Raw genomic sequence first — 20646 nt, 5'->3', positions numbered from 1 at the left:
GCCGATGGTACTGCACTGGTGACGGTGTGGGAGAGTAGGACGCAGCCGGACAAACATTCAGAAATGGCTCGCCTCTATGGCGGGCCATTTCTCATTTGCGGGCCTGAGTGCCTTCGATGGAGACACATCTGTGTCTCGTCACGCGCCACCCCCATAGACTGCTCGTGCTCGATGCGGCCCCTGGCCGCCTGACCTGCCCTGGAGGGTATTCATGACCGACGAGAACCGTGGACCGCGCCGAGACGGCGCCCGCGACGAACCACGTCGAGGCGGGTTCGACCGCGACGCCGGCACTCGAGGTCGTGACGCCAGTGGTCGTGGACCTCGTGGAGCTGATCGTCCCGACCGCGGTCGCGATGACCGTCGTGACGGATCGACTGCCGGTCGCCGGGATGACCGCGGATCGCGCGGAGCCAGCAGTGACGACCGCCGCGACACCGGGCGGCCCACCCGTGGTGGCGCTGAGCGTGACCGCGAGCAGCGGGGCGGACCGCGCCTCGCGCCCAAGACCCCTCGTCGCCCGGAACCCCGCATTCCCGATGGTGTCACCGGCAACGAGCTCGACCGTTCGGTGCACCAGCAGCTCCGCACCCTGAGCAAGGAGAACGCCGAGGGCGTCGCGCAGCACCTGGTGATGGTCGCCGCCCTGCTCGAAGCGGACGAGATCGAGAACGCCATGGCCCACGCCGAGACGGCAGTGCGCCGCGCCGGCCGGGTTCCGGCCGCCCGGGAGGCCTTGGGCATGGTGGCGTACCGCTCGGGCGACTTCGCCCGTGCTCTCAGTGAGTTCCGCACCGTGCGTCGGATCAGTGGCTCCGACCACCTGCTTCCGCTCATGGTCGACTGCGAACGCGGTCTCGGACGTCATGAGCGTGCGCTGGACCTGGCCCAGTCTCCGGAGGCCAAGCGGCTTCCGAAGGAAGAGCGCGTCGAGTTGGCGATCGTCATCGGCGGTATTCGTCGGGACCTCGGCCAGACCGACGCCGCCCTCGTCGCCCTGCAGATCCCTGAGCTCAAGAAGGGCAACCAACCACGACTCAAGTACGCCTACGCCGACACGCTGCTCGGGCTCGGTCGCGTGGACGAAGCGCGTGACTGGTTCGAGAAGGCGGCCGACGCCGACGTGGAGTTCGAGACCGACGCGGTCGAGCGTCTCGAAGAGCTCGACGGAGTCAGCACGACCGACCTGCTCGGCGGTGCTGACGAGGAGGACGAGGGCGACGAGTGAGGCTCGTCGATGGTTACGACGCGATCGTCTGCGACCTGGACGGAGTCGTCTACCGCGGTGACCCTGCGGTGCCTCATGCCGTGGAGGCCTTGTCGGCCATCGGCGTCCCGATCCAGTTCGCGACGAACAACGCGTCACGTCCTCCGCGCGAGGTCGCTGATCACCTGCGCCGACTGGGGCTCGACATCACTGATGACTCGGTGGCGACGAGCAGTCAGGCGGCTGCCTGGGTCCTGACCCGACACCTCGAGCCAGGTGCTGCCGTTCTCGCCATCGGTGGCGCAGGTGTGGCAGAAGCCTTGCGCGAGAGCGGTTTCGTGCCCGTCACGTCGGTTGATGACGAGCCGGCTGCCGTCGTGCAGGGGTACGGACCGGACGTGAGCGCAGCGGATCTGGCGCAGGCGGCTTACGCGGTGCAGCGCGGAGCGCTGTGGATGGCGACCAATACGGATCACACGCTTCCCACCGCCGACGGGTACGCACCGGGCAACGGTGCGCTGGTGCTGGCCGTGGGCGCGGCTGTCGGGCGCGGGCCGGATTTGGTCGCGGGAAAGCCTGACGAGCCGCTCTACCTGATGTGTGCCGAACGCCTGGGAGTTCTGCCGAATCGCGTTCTCGCCATTGGTGATCGGCTCGAGACCGACATTGAAGGTGCCCACCATGCGGGGATGGACTCACTGCTGGTCCTGACGGGAGTGCACGGCGTCAGGGATGCCCTCGATGCTGCGCCACAGTCGCGCCCGACCTGGGTTGCCCGCGATCTGCGTGCGCTCCTGGCCGAGGTGGGCGAGGTCGAGGCGACGTCCCAACTGTTGCGCGCCGAGTGGGAGATCCGTGACAACGCTGAAGCCGAGCCGGGTGTCGTTCGGGCACTGCCGGCAGAACTCGCCGCGCTGGGTGACTGACGGGCCCGCCCTGAGCACGTCGCTCCGAGTAGCGTGGGCGGGAACCACCACGAACCACAGGAGGAACCATGGCCAAGCGGTCGATCCAGGGATATGTCGAGCTCGCCTCCGGGCTGGGCGAGATGACGAAGGGCGCAGCCAAGGAGGCCGCCGCCGAGCTCGTTGCCCTGACCAACGGCGACCTGTCGCCCAAGAAGGTCACGAAGCAGGCGAGCAAGCTGGCCGATGACCTCGTCGCCGCAGCCAACACGAACCGCAAGAACCTCGTGTCCCTCGTCCGCTCGGAGGTCGACAAGGCCGTCGGTCGCATCGACGTCGGCAGCCTGCAGCAGGAGCTGTCCACCGTCACCGACACCGTCCAGTCGCTGCGCAGCCAGGTCGAGGAGCTCGCCTCGACGATCGCTGGTCGCTCCTCCAAGGCCACTTCCGGTGCAGCCACCAGCGCAGCCATGCTCGTTGGCGACGCGGCGACCGACACGGCTGCCGCCGCCAAGCCGGCCACGGCCACGGCACCGAGTCGGCGTCCGGCGCGTTCGGCGCTGAAGAAGTCCGCCACGAAAACCCCTGCCAAGAAGGCGTCGACGGTGAAGAAGTCGGCCCCGGCCGCCACGCCCGCGAAGAAGGCTCCGGCGAAGAAGACGGCCGTGAAGAAGACCGCAGTGAAAAAAGCCCCGGCGAAGAAGGCCCCCGCCGCGAAGAAGACGAGCACCACGGCCACGACCGCGACGAAGGCTCCGGCCAAGAAGGCTCCGGCCAAGAAGACATCGACGGTGAAGAAGTCGGCCCCGGCCGCCAAGAAGTCGACGCCCGCGAAGAAGGCCACCGCGACGACGCCGACCACGGCGGGCGGCGCGTGAGCGAACAGTTCTCGCAGGAGCCCGAGTCGGACCCGTTCGAGGCGACTGATCTCGACGACCTCGTCAGTGACGAGGACGTGCCCGAGTCCGCTCCGGTCGAGTCGGACGGTGCTGGGCCGCAGCCAGAGGCTGTGGCTCAGCCAGAACCCGAGCCCGAGCCCGAACCCGTGTCGCCACCGCCACCCGAGGCTGGCAACGGGGGTGCGCCCGAGACGGGTGACCTCGTCATCGACGCCTCCCTGCGTGACCTCGCCGACGCACCCGTCGACGACCTCGACGCGCAGATCGAGCGCGGCGAGCAGGTGCAGCGCACCCTGCAGGGTCGGCTCAGCGACCTCGGAGGCTGACATCGCTCGGCTCGACGCCGAGCTCGTGCGACGTGGGCTCGCTCGTTCCCGTGGGGAAGCGAGGGAGCTCATCGAAGCCGGGCTCGTCACGGTGGAGGGGAAGGTCGCGCGCAAGGCGGCCACCCCTGCAGATGACGCGAGCCCGATCGAGGTCTCCTCGGACGGTCCGCGGTGGGTGGGCCGTGCTGCCCACAAGCTCGACCATGCCCTGACGACCTGGGAGTCGGCCGGGCTCAACCCGTCCGGGCGCACCTGTCTCGACGTCGGAGCCTCCACCGGTGGGTTCACCCAGGTGTTGCTCGCCCGCGGCGCCAGCCACGTGGTCGCGCTCGACGTGGGCCGGGACCAGCTCGTCGCCGAGCTGCAGGCTGACCCGCGAGTCACCGAGCGCAGCGGCACCTCGATCCGTGACGTGGGACCTGACGACCTCGGCACCTTCGACCTCGTCGTCGGTGACCTGTCCTTCATCTCGCTGACCCTCGTCCTGGAGCCCATCGCCCGGCTGACCAACCCCGGCGCCGATGTCGTCCTCCTCATCAAGCCGCAGTTCGAGGTGGGGCGCGGCCGACTGAGCAAGAACGGCATCGTCATCGACCCGCGTCACCGTCGGCAGGCACTCAAGGACGTCGTGGCCGCGGCGCAGGCTGCCAACCTCGGCATCCAAGGCCTCATGCGCAGCCCGATCCATGGTGGAGAGGGCAACACCGAGTACCTCTTGTGGGCCCGGTCAGGGGTCTCAGGCACGATGGACCCCGGTGCGGTGGCCGCCGCAGTCCGCGAGCTGAGCAAGGAGGTTCGAGCGTGAGCGAGTCACGACGGATCCTCCTCGTGCTTCACCCCAACCGCCCCGAGGTGCATGACCACGCCCTGGGTGTCGTCAAACGCCTCACCGCGGCCGGCGTGTCCGTTGCGGTCATCAGCGACGAGATGAAGGGCACCCCTCTCGAGGGAGCGCCCGACCTCATCAGCGCCGATCCCGCCGACCCGACCCGCGACTGCGAGCTCGTCTGCATCCTCGGTGGCGACGGCTCGATCCTGCGCGCCGCCGAGGTCTCGCGAGGTTCGGGAGTCCCATTGCTCGGGGTGAACTTCGGCCACGTGGGCTTCCTCGCCGAGGTGGAGCGCGACGACCTCGACGTCACCGTCGAGCGCATCGTCTCGAGGAACTACACGGTCGAGGAGCGCATGACCCTTGAGGTCGTCGCGATCCACGACGGAGAGACGGTCTTCGAGAGCTGGGCGCTCAACGAGGTGACGGTCGAGAAGGCTTCGCGGGAGCGGATGATCGAGCTCACCGTCGAGATCGACGGTCGCCCCTTGTCGACGTGGGGCTGCGACGGGGTCGTCATGGCGACGCCTACCGGCTCCACTGCCTATGCCTTCTCTGCTGGTGGACCTGTCGTGTGGCCCGATGTCGAGGCGATGCTGCTCGTGCCCATCAGCGCCCATGCCCTCTTCGCTCGGCCCGTCGTGGTCGGCCCGGACAGCCAGCTCGCCGTCGAGGTCGTGGCCCGGACCCAGGGTTCTGGTGTCGTCTGGTGTGACGGGCGTCGAGCCATCGACCTGCCGCCCGGTGCACGCATCCAGGTCCACCGCAGCCCCGACCCGGTGCGCTTGGCCAGATTTGCGGCGTCCCCGTTCACCGATCGGCTCGTCGAGAAGTTCGACCTGTCGGTCCACGGATGGCGTGGCGCTGCTCGCCGGGCGAACGAGTCCGGACCCGAGACGGGCTGACCAGACCCAGTGCTACAGGAAATCAGGATCCAGGACCTCGGCATCATCGATGAGTCGATCATCGAGTTCGGGCCGGGGCTGACCGTGCTCACCGGTGAGACCGGGGCCGGCAAGACCATGGTGGTGACCAGCCTCGGGTTGCTCCTTGGCGCGCGCTCCGACGCCGGGCTCGTGCGCGAGGGCGCCGACCGGGCTGTCGTCGAGGGCGTCTTCGAGGTCGCAGCCGACCACCCCGCGTCCCTGCGCGCCACCGAGGCCGGGGGAGAGGTCGACGACACCCTCGTCCTCGTCCGCACGGTCCAGACCGAAGGCCGTTCGCGCGCCCACGTCGGTGGACGCAGCGCGCCGGTCGGCGTCCTCGCCGAGCTGGGCGAACACCTCGTGGCCGTCCACGGCCAGGCAGATCAGTGGCGCCTGCGCCGACCGGAGGAGCACCGCGAACTGCTCGACGCGTTCGGTGGCGGTCCGCTGGGAACTGCGCGGACGGCATACAACGAGGTGTATGCCGCACACGCATCAGCTCTGACAGAACTCGAGTCACTGCGCGCTGCCGCGCGCGAACGCGCCCAGGAACTGGACCTGCTGCACCGGGGTCTGGAGCGCATTGCCGAGGTGGAACCGCTCGCGGGCGAGGACGCCGACCTGCGCATCGAGGACGAGCGACTCGCGCACGCCGAGGAGCTGCGGCGCGGTTCGAGCGAAGCACATCTGCTCCTCGTCGGTGACGACGATGCCTCCGGCGGTGCGGACGGTGGCGTGATGGGTGCCATGGCTTCGGCCAGGTCATCCATGAGTCAGGTGAGCGCCAACGATCCAGCGCTCGCCGACCTCGAGAGCCGGCTCAACGAGGTCACCCACCTCGTCACCGACCTGGCGTCCGACCTGTCCAGCTACGTCGCTGATGTCGACCTTGACCCTGGGCGACTCGAGTTCGTCCAGCAACGGCGGGCACAGCTCACCGACCTCACCCGCAGTTATGGCGAGACGATTGACGACGTCATCGCGTGGAGCGCAGCCGCGTCTCGACGCGTCGTGGAGCTCGAGAGCGACGATGACCGGATCGGCGAGCTCGAGCGCGCGGTGGGTGAACTCGAAGCCCAACGAACGGCTGCCGCCAAGAAGCTCTCGACTGCCCGGCGCAAGGCCGCCAAGACCCTGTCGGCACGCATCAGCGAGGAGCTGGCGCACCTCGCCATGGGGTCGGCCACGGTGGTCATCGGCGTCGAGGAGTCGGCGCGGCTCGGTCCTCACGGTGGCGATGACGTCGAGATCGGGCTGGCTGCGAACGTCGGGAGCACCCCACGCAGCGTCAGCAAGGCGGCCTCCGGTGGTGAGCTCTCGCGCGTGATGCTGGCGATCGAGGTGGCCACGGCAACGTCCGACACCACGAGCTCGGTGCCGACCTTCGTCTTCGACGAGGTCGACTCGGGCGTCGGCGGGCGAGCCGCCCTCGATGTCGGGGCCCGGCTGGCCGCGCTCGCGCGCACCGCACAGGTCATCGTGGTCACCCACCTGGCCCAGGTGGCTGCGCACGCCGACCACCATCTCGTCGTGTCCAAGGCCGATGACGGGCAAGTGACCCGCAGTGGGGTCCGTCGTGTGACGGGGGAGGAACGTGTCAGCGAGCTCGCCCGGATGATGGCCGGCGGGGTGGGCGTGGCCGCGCTCGAGCACGCACGCGACCTGCTCGCGGGGCTCGGGCAGGGCGCCGACGTCTGAGCGGCCGCGCCCTCTGCGGCCGCGACCATCCAGCGTGGCACGATGTGCTGGATGCCCTTCACGACCCGCCTCCGCCGCGAACGCGACCCCGGTCCCGCCGGAGTCAGTGGGCCTGCGCGTGTGGACCCTCGCACCAAGGACCTGACCAAGCGCCTCAGGGCAGGCGACATCGCCGTCATCAACCACGTCGACATCGACCGGGTGAGCGCCGAGGCACTGGTCGCGTGCCGACCCGTCGCGGTCGTCAACGCCGCGACGTCGATCTCGGGGCGCTATCCCAACCTGGGTCCTGAGATCCTCCTCGCCGCGGGCATTCCGCTCCTCGACGCCGTCGGCGACGACGCGATGGAGCTCACGGACGGCACCCTGATCCACCTCGACGGCAACAACCTCATGGCTGGCGACACGGTGATCGCCAGCGGTCAGGCTCTCGACGACACGTCCGTGACGGCCTCGATGGCCGAAGCGCGGGCCGGACTCAACGTCCAGCTCGAGGCCTTCGCTGCCAACACGATGGAGTACCTCAAGCAGGAGCGCGCCCTGCTCCTCGACGGTGTCGGTGTCCCGGACATCCGCACCAACCTCGACGGGCGCCACGTCCTCATCGTCGTCCGCGGATACCACTACAAGGAGGACCTGAAGATGCTTCGGTCCTACATCCGCGAGTACAAGCCGATCCTCATCGGAGTCGACGGTGGCGCCGACGCCATCGTCGAGGCGCGCCTCAAGCCGGACCTCATCGTCGGCGACATGGACTCCGTGTCGGACGCCACGCTCCGGTGTGGAGCAGAGGTCGTCGTCCACGCCTACCGAGACGGCCGCGCACCCGGCCTGGAGCGGGTTCGCGACCTGGGTGTCGAGCCGGTCGTCTTCCCCGCCACCGGGACGAGCGAGGACGTCGCCATGCTGCTGGCCGACGACAAGGGCGCACAGCTCATCGTCGCCGTCGGCACCCACGCGACCCTCATCGAATTCCTCGACAAGGGCCGATCGGGCATGGCGAGCACGTTCCTCACCCGGCTGCGCGTCGGCGGCAAGCTCATCGACGCCAAGGGCGTCAGCCGTCTCTATCGCTCCCGCATCTCGGGGGCCTCGCTCCTCCTCATGGTTCTTGTCGGTCTGCTCGCTCTCGCTGCCGCACTCTGGGCCACGCCCGGAGGCAGGGTTTTCCTTCAAGTGCTGGGCGCCCGCCTCGACGATCTCTGGTCCGCACTCGGAGGAATCTTCACGTGATCGACTTCCGCTATCACCTCGTCTCGATCATCTCGATCTTCATGGCGCTCGCCGTCGGGATCGTGCTCGGCGCGGGCCCCCTCCAGGGACAGATCGGCGACACCCTCACCCAAGAGGTCACCCAGCTCCGCGAGGACCGTGCCACCTTGCGGACCGAGCTCGAGGCAGCTCGCAAGGCCGGGGTGACGCGCGACGACTTCACGCAGGAGGCGCGTGCCCGCCTCGTGGGTGGCACCCTCAAGGACGCCAAGGTTGCACTGGTGATCCTGCCGGACGCCGATGCCGAGGACGTCAAGGCCGTGACCGAGACCCTTGCGGCGTCGGGGGCTGCCGTCGTGTCGCGCACCACGGTCAAGGAGGACTGGGTTCCCAAGGACGCCGAGGCGAGCGCGCAACAGTCCCAGCTGGCGACCGAGCAGCGCAGCGCCCTAGGGCTGCCCGAAGCCGCTGAGCCCGGCGCCGGCCCACTCGACGCCGTGCTCGCCACCTCGCTCGTGGCTGCCGATGCAGCAGCCGCCAACGACGCCAGCAGGGCTGCGCTCGACGCGCTGACCGGCGCCAAGCTCATCGACGTCGAGACGGCGGACCTGGTGCGGGCCAGCACAGCAGTCATCGTGGCCGCTCCGATCAAGGGTGACGTCGTGGCCGAACGCGATCGCCACGCCGCGCGTCTGGTCTCCCTCTCCGCCGCACTCGACCGTGCGGGCAAGGGAGCAGTCCTCACCGAGGACGTCGGCGTGACCGGCTTCACCGGTGCAGCCTCCGTGGTGCGTGCCGCGCGCAGCGATGCGTCAACCGCCCGATCGCTCTCCACCGTCGACGACGTGAGCCTGTCGCTCGGACAGGTCAGCGTGGTCTACGCCCTCGTGCAGCAGCTGACCGGGGGAGTCGGACAGTACGGCCTTGGCGACGGCGTCTCTGCCGGCTACCCGCCGATCCCGGCGCCATGAGGCGAAGACCGCTCGTGGGCGCCCTCGTGGCGGCCGCAGCGGCAGGTGGGGCGATGCTCGCTCGTCGCCACGTCCCCGCGCACGTTCAGGCTCGCTGGGACCGCACGAACCACGCGGGGCGCGCCGTCACGCTCCTCGAGGGACCTGTGTATGCCGTTGCCGCGGCTGCCGGTGCCGCTGCGGCGGGCGCGCCCTGCGCCGCAGGCATCGTGGCCAGTTTGGGCGGGGGAGCCTTCGGCGCCCTCGACGACCTCGCAGGTGACGCCTCGAGCAAGGGACTCAAGGGCCACCTCGGCGCGCTGACCCGCGGTGAGGTGACGACGGGGGCGATCAAGATCGTGGGACTCGCGGCCACCGGGCTGGCTGCTTCGGTGCTCACCGACCGGGACACGGACCGCCGCCTGCTCACCACCCTCATCGGGGGTGCGGCCATCGCGGGGTCGGCCAACCTCGCCAACCTCTTCGACCTTCGGCCAGGACGCACCCTCAAGGTCGTGTCCCTCGGCGCTGTCCCCTTGCTCCTGCCGCTGGGCGGCCACGGTGCAGCCACCGCAGCCGCAGCCCTCGGTGCGGCGGCGGGCACGCTCCCGAGTGACCTTCGGGGCGAGTCGATGCTCGGCGACACGGGCGCCAACGCGGCTGGGGCCATGGTGGGACTTGCTCTCGTGGAGCGCACCGGTTTGCGAGGTCGTCTCGTCCTCCTGGCGCTGACCGCCGGACTCACTGTCCTGTCCGAGAAGGTCTCCTTCAGCAAGGTCATCGAGGGCAACCCGGTCCTGCGACAGATCGACTCCTGGGGTCGCCCGTGACGACCGGGTCCGTGGGCCAGTCGCTGGCCCGGGCTGCGCTCGTCGTCGCCGTCGCGACCCTGCTGGCGCGACTTGCCGGTGTGGCCCGCACGTTCGTCTTCTCGGGCACCGTGGGCACGACCCCGGTCGGCGACACCTACCAAACGATCAACACCCTGCCCAACGTCGTCTACGAGGTGGCCGCTGGTGGCGCGCTCGCGGCCATCGCTGTCCCCCTCGTGGCGGGCCAGCTCGGCATGGGCCGACGCGAGGACGCCGACCGCGCCGGATCGGCGCTCCTGACCTGGGCCGTCGTCGTCCTGGTGCCCTTCGCCGCGATCGTGTTCGTGGCAGCGCCGTGGCTCAGTGAGCTTCTCCTCGATGACGGCAAAGAGCCCGGCGCCGTGGACCTCGGGGCGACGATGCTGCGCATCTTCGCCCCCCAGGTCGCGCTCTACGGCATCGGTGTCGTGCTCGCCGGCATGCTCCAGGCGCACCGGCGCTTCCTCGCCGCGGCCCTGGCGCCACTGATGTCCAGCGTTGTGGTGATGGCTGCCTACGTGGCCTACGGGCAGCGGGTCAGTGGACGTGTCGGCGCGGACGCGGTGCCCTCGGACGCCGTGTGGATCCTCGCCGGAGGCACGACCCTCGGGGTTCTGGTCCTCAGCGTTCCCTTGTTCGTTCCGGCAGTGAGGGCGGGGATTCAGCTGCGACCGACCCTGTCGTTCCCGGGCAACCTGGGTCGCCGAGCGGCGGGGCTGGCGGGAGCAGGGGTTGTCGCCCTGGCGGCGCAGCAGGGCGCAGTGTTCATGACCCTGTGGCTCACGCACGCCCCACGAACCATCGACAATGGCGTGGTCAACATCTACGCCTACGTCCAGGCGGTCTACCTCCTGCCGTATGCCGTTCTCGCCGTTCCGATCGCCACGGCCGCCTTCCCTGCGATGGCCCACGCGGAGAGCGCCAGTGGCGGGGAGTCCGACGACTCGGCGGCCGCGGGGACTCTCGCGCGCGGCATCCGCGGCATCCTGCTGCTGACGTCCGGCGCAGCGGCCGTCCTCATCACCGCTTCCCGCCCCGTGGGCCGCTTCTTCCTCTCTCTGGACCGCGGGTCGGGAGGCCCGGGGCGGGAGGCTCTCGAAGCGCTCCCCGGAGCCCTGGCCGCCTATGCACCCGGGCTCGTCGGCTTCAGCGTGGCTGCCCTGCTCACCCGAGCGCTCTATGTGCGCGGTCGTCCGATCCACGCAGCCCTGGCCGTGGCCGTCGGCTGGGTCATGGCCGGGCTGCTGCCCCTGGCGACCCTTCCCGAGGGCTCGGACGCCGGCACGACCCTGGGGATACTCGGCATCGCCTCGACCTGTGGGATGACCGTCTCGGCCATCGCGCTCGCCTTCCTGGTGCACCGGTCCTGGGGAGCCACGGCTCTCGCAGGCAGCGGTCGAACGGCTGCCTCCGCGATCGTGGCCGTTGCCGTGGCCATCGCGGTCGGCGACACCGTCGAGCGGGTGGTCACCTGGGACGGGCTCCTCGGCTCGCTCCTGGCGGGACTCGTCGTCGCCGTCGTGACGATGGGTGTGCATCTCGCGGTCATGGGTGTGGCCGACCGTGAAGGCATGCGGGCGCTGCGCGATCGTGGACGTCGCCGTCGGGGTGAGAACCGGTCATGACCTCCGTTCCCACGTGCCGGCACGACGAGCGTGAGATGAGCCCCTGATGCGCGTCGTCCAGGTGATCGGCCGCAGCACCGGGGGGATCGGCACCCACGCCGTGGATCTGAGCGATCACCTCCGCGCCCTGGGCGACCAGGTCACGGTGGTGACGGACTCCATCACCGCAGAACGTTTCGGTCTGGTCGACGCGCGGCGCTGGTGGCCCTCCGGCCCCACGCCCGGATCCGTACGCAACCTCCTGCGCCTGCGTCGTCTGGCGCGCTCGTCCGACGTGGTCCACGCCCACGGACACCAGGCCGGGCTGGTCGCCGTCCTGGCTGCTGCGGGGACGCGGGTGCCCGTCATCGTGAGCCAGCACAATGCGGTGCTCGCCGGTGGGTGGAAGCGCAAGCTGTCGTCCCGCCTCCTCCAACGCTTCGTGGCCGGGCGAGCAGCCCTGTCAACGGGCGCGAGCAGCGACCTCGTGCTCGAGGCGCAACGGCACGGAGCGCGTGAACCGGTGCTCGCGCCCGTCCCGTCACCGCGCGTGCCGGACCTGCTGGCTGCGGATCCTCTTGATCGCGCGACGCGTGCCGCGCGCAGAGCAGAACTGTTGCAGGCGAACGGAGTTGTGGGGGAGGGGCCGATGGTTCTGACCATCGCCCGCGTCGCGCCCCAAAAGGATCTGGACACCATCATCGACGCCGCCTCCGTGGTGGGCATCACGTCCACATGGGTCGTCGTGGGTGATGGCGACCCCGATCTGCTGGCCAGGTTGCAGACACGGGTTCGCGAGGAGGGTGCGCCGGTGCACTTCGTCGGACCACAGAGCGATCCGGCGACGTGGCTGCGGGCCGCAGAGGTCTTCGTGCTCACGAGCACCTGGGAGGCACGGGCCCTCGTCGTCCAGGAAGCCATGGCTGCAGGCGTCCCCGTGGTGTCCACGGACACGGGCGGTCTGCGGGACCTCGTGGAGGGTGTCGGAGAGCTCGTGCCGGTCGGAGATGCCTTCGCGGTGGGTTCAGCCGTGAGGGGTCTCCTGAGCGACCCGAAGGCCCGTGAGTCGGCCGCGGCGGCCGGCCGAGCCAGAGCGGCCGAGTGGGCCGACAGCGAGACGACGGCCCGGCGATGGCGGGACTGGTATGGCCGATTGGGCGGCCTTGACCAAGATGTTGAGCGTTGAGGGAGTCAGTCGCCCATTGCGATACGTCGCATGACTTCGTCGTATTTCTTGAACGCCTTGACTTCTGCCTCGATCTCGTCCGCGTCACGCGCGATGAGGTCGTTCTGGGCAGCCGACTCTGCATCGAAGAGTGCGCGAGCGAATCCTGAAGCCCTCTGACAAGAAGCGTCTGCACGCGCAAGCCCTATTTCCCCTGGGCCGGGCCTCCCTCCTAGGGAAGAGGGAATGCTGAACTTGTCTCTCATTTCCTTGGTCGGCATTTCGAAGGGGTCCGAGGCAGGGGTGGTCCTAGTTGCTCTCGAAAAGCAGGTTCTCCATCGTTGAACCGCTTGCGAGACTGCCGGCTCTCGCTGGGCAGCCGAGAAGGCTGTTGCTTGAATGCTCTGAAAGGTCCCGTCATACGGCGGCAATGGGATCTCGTGCCGCAGTTTGTCGAAACATTTGAGCCAATCGGGTGGCGCCGGCTTAGGGGGAGTGAAGGGGTTTGGCGCCTCGGAGGAGAAGGTCCCACTGACCCGGTATCCATGCCGTTGCGCAATTGCTTCCGTAAAGATGCGACGGAGGTCGCTGTTCCAAGTGTCGCCGTGATCAAGGCGCGCCAAGAACGCTCTACGTGCATCGGCCGGGGCCGGTGTGAGGCCACGGCATCTTGCGATAAAGACATCTTCGGCGATGAGATTCGCCTCGGCGTGGATCTTCGGCCATTGACGAGAAAGAGGCAACTCCCAGTCGGTCAGCCAACCCCCCTGCGTCGGCGCTGCGATGGGAGTTTGCCCCGCAGCGTGCGTGGACACCTCAGGTGCGGCGGGCGCGCTCGCCTGGTTTGATGAACCAGGCGAGCACGCGACCAGGGCCAACAGGGCGCAGACGAAAACAAGCGTCTCCCGACACCGCATCAGCCAAGATTCCATCAGTGGCAGGTGTTGGACGCGCTGGTGAACTTGAATGAGCTGATCTTGTCGTTCATTCCTGAGTTCGACACATTTAGTTCAGGCTTGCCGGTCCCACGGGAAACGAGCATCGGGGTGCCACCGTATCCGGCGGCTGTGTAGTAGTACCCGTTGTTGCTGTTCCCATTGTTGTAGACAGAAGTGATGTCGTCCTGAGATCGACGCGTGGTTCCTGAGTAGTTGAGGAACGCGAGATCGTACTGGCATTCATAGGCCTTGACGTTGGCAGCCTGACTCCCGCTGGTGAGGTAGTCGCGGTCGCCCCAACCGCACATGTAGCCCGCAGGACAGGGGGCTGCGGACGCAATGGCGGCGCCACCCATACTGACTCCCGTCGCGATGACCGCTGTGGCCGCAACGCGTGTAATTGCTTTGAACACTTCGTGATCCCCTCCTAATTGAAGCCATCGGCTTCGTGTATCGCCAAATTAGGACGAAGGGCAGCAGCACGCCACTCGGTGGCGAGAACTCGCCATGAACAGCAAGTTTCGCGCGCTGTGCGGATCGTGCGTGATAGCGCGTCCTGTCTCAGGTCGCGTACCGTTCGCTGAGCCCACGGCTCCGGCTTGGTGTCGACCCGTTTGAGACGGCGTGCGGGCGTGGTGGACGTCCGGATGGCCTGCAAGGCATCGCTCCGCTCCGCTGCGTCTGCGTGTGCGTCGTGGTGAGCGCGATGGCTGCGATGACGTATTGTTGAAGCCCGTGGTGGCTCAGACGAAACAGATCTTCGTGACCGGAGGCGTCGCCTCTTCGCTCGGCAAGGGCCTCACGGCATCCAGCCTCGGATTCCTGCTCAGGGCACGCGGTTTGCGCGTGACGATGCAGAAGCTCGACCCCTATCTCAACGTGGACCCCGGAACGATGAACCCGTTCCAGCACGGCGAGGTCTTCGTCACCGATGACGGTGCCGAGACCGACCTCGATGTGGGGCACTACGAGCGCTTCCTCGACCGCAACCTCATCGGCAAGGCCAACGTCACGACCGGTCAGGTCTACAACAAGGTCATTGCCAAGGAGCGGCGCGGTGAGTACCTCGGCGACACCGTCCAGGTCATCCCGCACATCACCAACGAGATCAAGGAGCGCATGCGCGCCCAGGCGGCCGGCGCTCCCGACGTCGACGACGCCGAGGCGCCCGACGTCATCATCACCGAGATCGGCGGAACCGTCGGCGACATCGAGTCGCTGCCCTTCCTCGAGGCGGCCCGTCAGGTCCGTCACGACCTCGGTCGCGACAAGGTCTTCTTCCTCCACGTCTCGCTCGTGCCCTATCTCGCCCCCAGCGGTGAGCTCAAGACCAAGCCGACGCAGCACTCCGTTGCCGCGCTGCGCCAGGTCGGCATCCAGCCCGATGCCCTTGTCCTGCGCGCCGATCGGGAGATCCCCGAGCCGATCAAGCGCAAGATCTCGCTCATGTGCGACGTCGACACCGAAGGCGTTGCTGCCTGTGTCGACGCTCCGAGCATCTACGACATCCCCAAGGTGTTGCACCGTGAGGGACTCGACGCCTACGTCATCCGTCGCCTCGGGCTGACCTTCCGGGACGTCGACTGGACCGACTGGGACCGCCTGCTCGGTCGCGTCCACAACCCCGAGCACCAGGTCGAGGTCGCCCTCGTCGGCAAGTACATCGACCTGCCCGACGCCTATCTCTCCGTCACCGAGGCCCTGCGTGCCGGTGGCTTCCACCACGACGCCAAGGTCAAGATCCGTTGGGTCGCGAGCGACGAGTGCCAGACCGAGGCCGGGGCGCAGAAGTCCCTCGGCGGCGTGGACGCCGTCCTCGTCCCCGGCGGTTTCGGTGTGCGTGGCATCGAGGGCAAGCTCGGAGCGCTGACCTGGGCACGGACCCACCGCGTCCCGACGCTCGGCATCTGCCTCGGGCTGCAGTGCATGGTCATTGAGTACGCCCGCAACGTTGCCGGCATCGACGGTGCCAGCTCGACCGAGTTCGACCCCGAGACGCCGGCTCCGGTCATCGCGACCATCGAGGAGCAGAAGGCGTTCGTCGAGGGCGCCGGTGACCTGGGCGGGACGATGCGACTGGGTTCCCAGCGCGCCGACCTGCGCGCGGGTTCGGTTGTCGCAGAGGTCTACGGCGCCCTGAGCGCCGACGAGCGCCACCGTCACCGCTACGAGGTGAACGAGTCCTACCGGGCGCAGATCGAGGAAGCGGGTCTCGTCATCTCCGGGACGCACCCCGAGCTCGGCCTCGTGGAGTTCGTCGAGCTGGCCCGTGACGAGCACCCCTATTACGTCGCGACGCAGGCGCACCCGGAGTTCAAGTCGCGCCCGACGCGGGCCCACCCGCTCTTCGCCGGGCTCATCGGCGCCGCCATCCAAGAGCAGCGCGCCGCGCGTCTCGTCGAGGTCGAGCGTCCCAAGGTGAGCGCCGACGCCGAGGCCGTGTGAGCGCGGACCCGTTCGCCGACGAGTTCGACCCTCGTCCGGTACGCCACACAGAGGTCCTCGTAGAGGGCCGGGTGTGGGACGTCGTGCGGGACGAGGTCGACCTCGCAGACGCCGGCCTGCACGTGCGTGAGTACGTCCAGCACCCCGGGGCCGTCGCCGTGGTCGCCCTCGACGACGACGGGCGCATCTGCCTCATCCAGCAGTACCGCCACCCCATCCGCACCCGCGAGTGGGAGATCCCGGCGGGTCTGCTCGACGTCGAGGGCGAGCCACCCTGGGTGGCCGCGGCCCGCGAGCTGCACGAGGAGGCCGACCTCGTCGCCGGCCGCTTCGACGTCCTCGTCGACCTGCGCCCGTCGCCGGGCGGTCTCGACGAAGCCATCCGGGTCTTCCTCGCGCGCGGTGTCTCGCGCGGCCCCGAGTCCGGACGTCACGTTCGCGAGGCCGAAGAGCACGGTATGCCGCTGGCCTGGGTTGCGCTCGACGACGCTGTGGAAGCCGTGCTCGAGGGCCGTGTCCAGAACGGCATCCTCGTCTCCGCCGTTCTCGCTGCTCACGTTGCGCGACAGCGGAACTGGGACTCCCTTCGACCCCACGACACCCCATGGCCGCAGGGCCCGGGTGGCGTGGAGCGCGCGTGATCACCGCCTCGGGCGACCAACCGTGCCCGTGCGGAGGGCAGCCCTCCGGAGCCTCCCTGTCTTCCTGCTGTGGCCCGTTCCTGGCGGGGGAGACCTGGCCACCGACTCCGGTGACGGTCATGCGATCGCGCTACACGGCATACGCCGTCGGTGATGGTGACCACCTCTTCCGCACGTGGCATCCCGCGACCCGACCCACGGACGTGAGCCCTGACGGTTCATTCGCATGGGTGGGCCTCGAGATCCTCGGCTCGTCCGGGGATGACGTCGAAGGCGTCGTGGAGTTCGCCGCGCACTGGCGCTCCGGTGAGGGTCGCTCGCGGCAGTCCGGCGCGCTGCGTGAGCGCAGCACGTTCGTGCGTCGGGCCGGTCGCTGGTTCTATCGGGACGGCGTCGAGCCGAGCGAGTGATCCGCCTCGCGTGATCGCCGGAGCCCTTCGTCGTGAAGGGACCGCACGGCATACCGGAAATGCGGTTCGTGTGGCGTGGGGGCAACTCCGTAGGATGACGGGGTTCATCACCCCCGAATCGACAGGACCCCTCGTGCTCCGCACCCATGAGGCCGGCACTCTGCGCGCCGACCACACCGACCAGACCGTCACGCTCACCGGCTGGGTGGCCAAGCGTCGCGATCACGGGGGCGTTGCCTTCATCGACCTGCGTGATGCCAGTGGTGTGGTCCAGGTGGTCGCGCGTGACGAGGTCCTCACCGGTGCTGCTCACGACCTGCGCGCCGAGTTCTGCATCAAGGTGACCGGCGAGGTCGTCGCGCGCAGTGAGGCCAACGTCAACGCCGAGTTGCCCACCGGGGCCGTCGAGGTCGTGGCGAGCGCCATCGAGGTGCTCGCGCCGAGTGCGCCGCTGCCGTTCCAGATCGACGAGCGCGTCACCGTCGGTGAAGAGGCCCGCCTCAAGCACCGCTACCTCGACCTGCGCCGCCCGGGCAAGTCCTCGGCCGGCACCGCGCTGCGACTGCGTTCCAAGGTCAACGCTGCCGCGCGCCGCGTGCTCGAGGGCCGCGACTTCGTCGAGATCGAGACGCCGACCCTGACGCGTTCCACGCCCGAGGGCGCACGCGACTTCCTCGTGCCCGCGCGACTGGCCCCCGGCTCCTGGTACGCCCTGCCGCAGAGCCCGCAGCTGTTCAAGCAGCTGCTCATGGTCGCCGGCATGGAGCGCTACTACCAGATCGCCCGCTGCTATCGCGACGAGGACTTCCGTGCCGACCGCCAGCCCGAGTTCACCCAGCTCGACATCGAGATGTCGTTCGTCGAGCAGACCGATGTCCTCGAGCTCGGTGAGGCCATCGCCAAGGCCGTCTGGAAGCTCATCGACGTCGACCTCGACGTCCCCTTCGAGCAGCTGACCTATGCCGACGCCATGCGTCGCTTCGGTTCGGACAAGCCCGACCTGCGCTTCGGCAACGAGCTCGTCGAGTGCACCGACTACTTCAGCCAGACGCCGTTCCGCGTGTTCCAGGCCGAGTACGTCGGCGCCGTCGTCATGCCCGGGGGCGCGTCGCAACCGCGCAAACAGCTCGACGCCTGGCAGGACTGGGCCAAGAGCCGCGGTGCCAAGGGTCTGGCCTATGTGCTGGTGAATGACGACGGTGAGCTGGGAGGACCGGTCGCCAAGAACCTGTCCGATGACGAGAAGACCGGCCTGGCTGCCCACGTCGGCGCCCAGCCCGGCGACTGCGTCTTCTTCGCCGCCGGTGCCACGAAGTCCTCGCGCGCCCTCCTGGGCGCTGCCCGTCTCGAGATCGGCAAGCGCTGTGAGCTCATCGACGAGAGTGCCTGGAGCTTCCTCTGGGTGCTGGACGCGCCACTCTTCGAGCCGGCCTCCGAGGCTGTCGCCGCCGGTGACGTCGCCGTCGGTGCAGGAGCGTGGACGGCCGTCCACCACGCCTTCACCTCGCCCAAGGCCGAGTTCATGGAGTCGTTCGACTCCGACCCGGGCCCGGCGCTCGCCTATGCCTACGACATGGTGTGCAACGGCAACGAGATCGGTGGCGGCTCGATCCGAATCCACCGTCGTGACATCCAGGAGCGTGTCTTCAAGGTCATGGGCCTCTCGGACGAGGAGGCTCAGGAGAAGTTCGGCTTCCTCCTCGACGCCTTCGCCTTCGGCGCCCCGCCGCACGGCGGCATCGCGTTCGGGTGGGACCGCATCGTGTCGCTGCTCGCCGGCACCGAGTCGATCCGCGACGTCATCGCGTTCCCCAAGTCCGGTGGCGGCTATGACCCGCTGACCGCTGCGCCTGCGCCGATCACACCGGAGCAGCGCAAGGAAGCCGGGGTCGACGCCAGGCCCGAGCCCAAGGGTGAGGCCAAGTCTGAGGTCACGCCTGAGCGAGCGCCCGAGTCGAAGCCGGAGCAAGCCTGACATGACCCTCCGCGCCGACATCGACATCGTGGTCGACCGGCCCCTCGATCCGGCGCGACCGGTCAGCGTCCTGCTGTGGGACGCCGACGGTGTCATCCAGCACCCGAGGCACGAGTGGGTTTCGCGGCTCGACGCCTGGGGTGGCCCGGGTTTCGCCGAGGCAGTCTTTGCCGCCGAGGTTCCAGCCCTGCGCGGGGAGGCGCCCTTCCGCGATGTCCTGGCGCACGTTCTCGTTGACTGGCCAGAGGCCACGGCGAGCGTCGATGACCTGCTCGAGCTCTGGGAACAGGTCGACGGCGACGACGAGGCCGTGCTCCTCGTCCAGCAGGTCGCGGCGTCCGGAGTCACCTGTGTCCTGGCGACCAACCAGCAGGACCATCGCAAGGACTACCTGCGCCGGGTGTTCGGCTACGACGACGTCTTCGCGCGCTCGTTCTACTCGTGTGACCTCGGAGCGAGGAAGCCCGAGCTCGCCTACTTCGAGCGCGTGCTCGAGCAGCTCGACGTTGCGGCCGAGCAGGTGGGCTTCGTCGACGACGTCGAGGCCAACGTCGAGGCCGCACGCCAGGTCGGCATCCGGGCCGTGCACCACGACCCGACCTCCGGCGTCGCCGGGCTGCGGGCCGCTCTGGGGTGGCCAGCGTGACCACGACGTCCGACTCAGCCGACGGCGACGTCGTGCGCTTGGCGATCAAGGCGTATGCCGCCCAGCAGCCGGAATTGCGTACGGTCGCTGACGACTTCGCCGCGATGATCACGGCCATGCTCGACGACGCCGGCATCAACTACGTCAGTGTGACCGGGCGCGCCAAGAGCGTGGGGTCGTTCGCAGGCAAGGCGGCCCGATTCGTCAACGGTGAGCCGCTCTACACGGACCCGCTCACCGAGATCACCGACCAGATCGGCGTCCGCGTCGTCACCTACCTGCACGGTGACGTGGCCGCTGTCGCCGACCTGCTGTCGGGTGAGTTCAGCGTCCTCGATGACCGCGACCTCGGTCAGGAGACAGCGAGCGAGGGTCGGTTCGGCTACGCCAGCCGGCACCTCCTGGTGACCCTCGACGAGAACGAGAGCGACCCGGCATACGCGCATCTTCGGGGACGCTCGGCGTCCGTCCAGGTGCGCACGATCCTGCAGCACGCGTGGGCCGAGTTCGAGCACGACGTCCGCTACAAGGGCTCGGTCCCTGCGGCAGACGTCCCGGACCTGGACCGCCGATTCACCCTTGCCGCAGGGCTTTTGGAGCTCGCCGACCGTGAGTTCACGGCCATCCGTGACCGCCTGCAGGCGAGCGTGGGCGGTGTCGACACCGGGATCGCCGACGACGACCCGCGCATCAGCGGCACTGACCTGGCCGCCTTCCTGTCCGCGCAGTTCCAGGAGGCTGGCTGGTCGCGTACCGACCACTACTCGTGGATCTCGGGCCTGCTGCTCGAGCTCGGCATCACCTCGCTCGACGAGCTCGGCGGACTGCTCGGGTCGATCGACGCCCAGGGCATCAACGAGCGGATGGACTACCGCTACCCGGCGGGAGCCGTGCGTCGGCTCGACGATGCCCTGCTCGCCGTCTTCGGGCCGCGCTACATCAACCTGCACGGCAACTCGCACCGTGTCGAGTCGCTCACTGCCCGTCTCGACAAGGTGCGCGCCACCCAGTCCTGACGC

Annotated in this window: 19 protein-coding genes; 18 read left to right on the top strand and 1 reads right to left on the bottom strand. The window is 68.9% G+C overall.

Features of this window, described 5'->3' with window-relative positions; translation table 11 throughout:
• Window positions 1-211: 211 nt before the first annotated feature.
• The 12 genes from ACFQRE_RS19975 (at window position 212) to ACFQRE_RS19920 (ending at window position 12593) form a co-directional block, all read left to right on the top strand.
• The gene (locus ACFQRE_RS19975) at window positions 212-1228 is read left to right on the top strand and encodes a tetratricopeptide repeat protein (protein WP_380125833.1); all 1017 of its coding nucleotides are present in this window, start codon (window positions 212-214) and stop codon (window positions 1226-1228) included.
• A complete protein-coding gene (locus ACFQRE_RS19970) occupies window positions 1225-2133 on the top strand; it encodes an HAD-IIA family hydrolase (RefSeq protein ID WP_380125831.1) in 909 nt (302 codons plus the stop codon). The genes ACFQRE_RS19975 and ACFQRE_RS19970 overlap by 4 nt, the downstream gene beginning before the upstream one ends.
• Window positions 2134-2201: 68 nt before the next feature.
• Window positions 2202-2990: a hypothetical protein gene (locus ACFQRE_RS19965; RefSeq protein WP_380125829.1), complete on the top strand. Its 789-nt coding sequence runs from the start codon at window positions 2202-2204 to the stop codon at window positions 2988-2990.
• Window positions 2987-3337, top strand: coding sequence for a hypothetical protein (locus tag ACFQRE_RS19960; RefSeq protein ID WP_380125827.1), 351 nt, complete (start codon window positions 2987-2989; stop codon window positions 3335-3337). The genes ACFQRE_RS19965 and ACFQRE_RS19960 overlap by 4 nt, the downstream gene beginning before the upstream one ends.
• 1 nt (window position 3338) lies before the next feature.
• The gene (locus ACFQRE_RS19955; protein WP_380125877.1) at window positions 3339-4142 is read left to right on the top strand and encodes a TlyA family RNA methyltransferase; all 804 of its coding nucleotides are present in this window, start codon (window positions 3339-3341) and stop codon (window positions 4140-4142) included.
• Window positions 4139-5071, top strand: a complete 933-nt coding sequence (locus ACFQRE_RS19950) for an NAD kinase (RefSeq protein WP_380125825.1) — start codon at window positions 4139-4141, stop codon at window positions 5069-5071. The genes ACFQRE_RS19955 and ACFQRE_RS19950 overlap by 4 nt, the downstream gene beginning before the upstream one ends.
• A gap of 9 nt (window positions 5072-5080) precedes the next feature.
• The gene (recN, locus tag ACFQRE_RS19945) at window positions 5081-6790 is read left to right on the top strand and encodes a DNA repair protein RecN (protein WP_380125823.1); all 1710 of its coding nucleotides are present in this window, start codon (window positions 5081-5083) and stop codon (window positions 6788-6790) included.
• A 51-nt stretch (window positions 6791-6841) separates the two neighbouring features.
• Window positions 6842-8023, top strand: a complete 1182-nt coding sequence (steA, locus tag ACFQRE_RS19940; protein ID WP_380125821.1) for a putative cytokinetic ring protein SteA — start codon at window positions 6842-6844, stop codon at window positions 8021-8023.
• Window positions 8020-8973, top strand: coding sequence for a copper transporter (locus ACFQRE_RS19935; protein ID WP_380125819.1), 954 nt, complete (start codon window positions 8020-8022; stop codon window positions 8971-8973). Before steA ends, ACFQRE_RS19935 begins: the two co-directional genes overlap by 4 nt.
• Complete coding sequence (locus ACFQRE_RS19930; RefSeq protein ID WP_380125817.1) at window positions 8970-9782, top strand: hypothetical protein; 813 nt, start codon at window positions 8970-8972, stop codon at window positions 9780-9782. The genes ACFQRE_RS19935 and ACFQRE_RS19930 overlap by 4 nt, the downstream gene beginning before the upstream one ends.
• Window positions 9779-11428, top strand: a complete 1650-nt coding sequence (gene murJ / locus ACFQRE_RS19925; RefSeq protein ID WP_380125815.1) for a murein biosynthesis integral membrane protein MurJ — start codon at window positions 9779-9781, stop codon at window positions 11426-11428. The genes ACFQRE_RS19930 and murJ overlap by 4 nt, the downstream gene beginning before the upstream one ends.
• Window positions 11429-11474: 46 nt before the next feature.
• Window positions 11475-12593, top strand: coding sequence for a glycosyltransferase family 4 protein (locus ACFQRE_RS19920; protein ID WP_380125813.1), 1119 nt, complete (start codon window positions 11475-11477; stop codon window positions 12591-12593).
• Between the two features lie 910 nt (window positions 12594-13503).
• Here the strand turns inward: ACFQRE_RS19920 and ACFQRE_RS19915 are convergent.
• Window positions 13504-13923, bottom strand: coding sequence for a peptidase inhibitor family I36 protein (locus ACFQRE_RS19915; protein ID WP_380125812.1), 420 nt, complete (start codon window positions 13921-13923; stop codon window positions 13504-13506).
• Between the two features lie 322 nt (window positions 13924-14245).
• Here ACFQRE_RS19915 and ACFQRE_RS19910 point away from each other — a divergent pair, with 322 nt between their 5' ends.
• From ACFQRE_RS19910 to ACFQRE_RS19885, 6 genes are all read left to right on the top strand, one after another.
• Window positions 14246-15955, top strand: a complete 1710-nt coding sequence (locus ACFQRE_RS19910; protein ID WP_380125810.1) for a CTP synthase — start codon at window positions 14246-14248, stop codon at window positions 15953-15955.
• Entirely contained in the window at window positions 15952-16596 is a 645-nt protein-coding gene (locus ACFQRE_RS19905) for an NUDIX domain-containing protein (RefSeq protein ID WP_380125808.1), read from the top strand. Before ACFQRE_RS19910 ends, ACFQRE_RS19905 begins: the two co-directional genes overlap by 4 nt.
• Window positions 16560-17006: a YchJ family protein gene (locus tag ACFQRE_RS19900; protein ID WP_380125806.1), complete on the top strand. Its 447-nt coding sequence runs from the start codon at window positions 16560-16562 to the stop codon at window positions 17004-17006. Before ACFQRE_RS19905 ends, ACFQRE_RS19900 begins: the two co-directional genes overlap by 37 nt.
• 133 nt (window positions 17007-17139) lie before the next feature.
• Window positions 17140-18981 (top strand): aspartate--tRNA ligase, encoded by a 1842-nt coding sequence (aspS, locus tag ACFQRE_RS19895; protein ID WP_380125804.1) that lies wholly within the window; start codon window positions 17140-17142, stop codon window positions 18979-18981.
• 1 nt (window position 18982) lies between these two features.
• Window positions 18983-19627, top strand: a complete 645-nt coding sequence (locus ACFQRE_RS19890; RefSeq protein ID WP_380125802.1) for an HAD family hydrolase — start codon at window positions 18983-18985, stop codon at window positions 19625-19627.
• Entirely contained in the window at window positions 19624-20643 is a 1020-nt protein-coding gene (locus ACFQRE_RS19885) for a GTP pyrophosphokinase (RefSeq protein ID WP_380125800.1), read from the top strand. The genes ACFQRE_RS19890 and ACFQRE_RS19885 overlap by 4 nt, the downstream gene beginning before the upstream one ends.
• The last annotated feature ends 3 nt before the right edge of the window (window positions 20644-20646 follow it).

The sequence above is a fragment of the Knoellia pratensis genome (assembly GCF_042666395.1).
GTDB classification, from domain to species: Bacteria; Actinomycetota; Actinomycetes; order Actinomycetales; family Dermatophilaceae; genus Knoellia; species Knoellia pratensis.
This window is presented reverse-complemented; position numbering and strand designations above follow the sequence as displayed.